This window comes from Prevotella sp. MGM1, assembly GCF_002933775.1.
GTDB lineage: Bacteria > Bacteroidota > Bacteroidia > Bacteroidales > Bacteroidaceae > Prevotella.
This window is the reverse complement of sequence record NZ_BEWV01000034.1, coordinates 1-1,249: the sequence shown is the minus strand read 5'-3', so window position 1 is coordinate 1,249 and position 1,249 is coordinate 1. Positions and strand designations below refer to the sequence as shown.

1 protein-coding gene is annotated in these 1,249 nt (G+C 59.1%); it reads right to left on the bottom strand.

The features are described 5' to 3' along the window. Positions 1-1,249 (bottom strand): glycoside hydrolase family 3 C-terminal domain-containing protein (locus tag MoGM_RS00555; RefSeq protein WP_199181749.1); only part of this gene is annotated, 1,249 nt, incomplete at both ends.

Genomic DNA, 1,249 nt, shown 5'->3' with positions numbered 1-1,249 from the left:
CGCTGTTGTAGAATTTCAGCATGTCGGGCGTGATGTCGAACGTCACCTCGCGGCTCTCTCCCGCTTTGAGGTGTATTCTTTGAAAGCCTTTCAGCTCTTTTACGGGGCGGCTTATCGACGCCACACGGTCACGGATATATAACTGCACCACTTCGTCGGCATCCCTGTCGCCCGTGTTTTTCACTGTCACAGTGGCTTTAACGCCTCCGTTCCGCTCCATGGTCGCGGCGCTGAGGCGCGGCTCGCCGTATTCGAAAGTGGTGTAGCTCAGCCCGTAGCCGAAAGGATATAGCGGGTCGTTGCGCACGTCGAGATAGTTGTTGCGGAACTTGTAGTAGCGCTTCGCTCCCTCTTCCACCGGTCGTCCCGAGCTGAGGTGGTTGTAGTACAGCGGTTCCTGGCCGGTAGCTCTGGGCATCGACACCGTCAACCGGCCGCAGGGCGTCTTGTCGCCGAACAGCACATCGCATATTGCGTGGGCCGCCTCCGAGCCACCGAACCATACGTTCATTATCGCCTGCACGTTGTCTTGCTCCCATGTGAGTACCGTCGGGCGTCCGGAGAAGTTTAGCAGTACTACCGGTTTGCCCGTTTTCACGAGCTCGGCGAGCAGCGCCGCCTGTACGTCGGGCATGGCCAGCTTGGCGCGGCTCGAACTCTCGCCCGTCATTTCCGCCGTCTCGCCCATGGCGCATACAATCACGTCCGCTTGCCGTGCCACTGCCAGCGCCTCTGCCTTCATGAGCGCGTCGTCGCCTCGCTTTATGCTCTTTCCGAACTCACCGTCTTTCTGTTGCCGCTCGTCGGCTGTGATGTTGCAGCCCTGTGCGTATAGCAGTTCGGCCTTTCCGCCGAGTGCTTGTGCCATGCTCTCTCTCAGAGTGGAGTACCGTTCGGGCGTGTATGCCACGCACCACGTGCCCGCCATGTTCGAACGGGTGTCGGCCAACGGCCCTATGAGCGCTATCCGGCCTTCTTTTTTCAGCGGCAACGTGCCGTTGTCGTTTTTCAGCAGCACGAAAGTCTCGGCTGCTATGTCACGTGCCGCAGCCCTGTTTTCGGCGGTGAAAATGTCTTTCTTGCGACGTTTCGGGTCGCAGTATTTATACGGGTTGTCAAACAGTCCGAGCCTGTATTTCGCTTCCAGGACCCTGCGGCATGCCCTGTCTACGGCCTCGGCGCTCACACGTCCGTCGAGTACGCTCTGCTCAAGCGTGCCGATATATCCCCTGGAACACATGTCCATGTC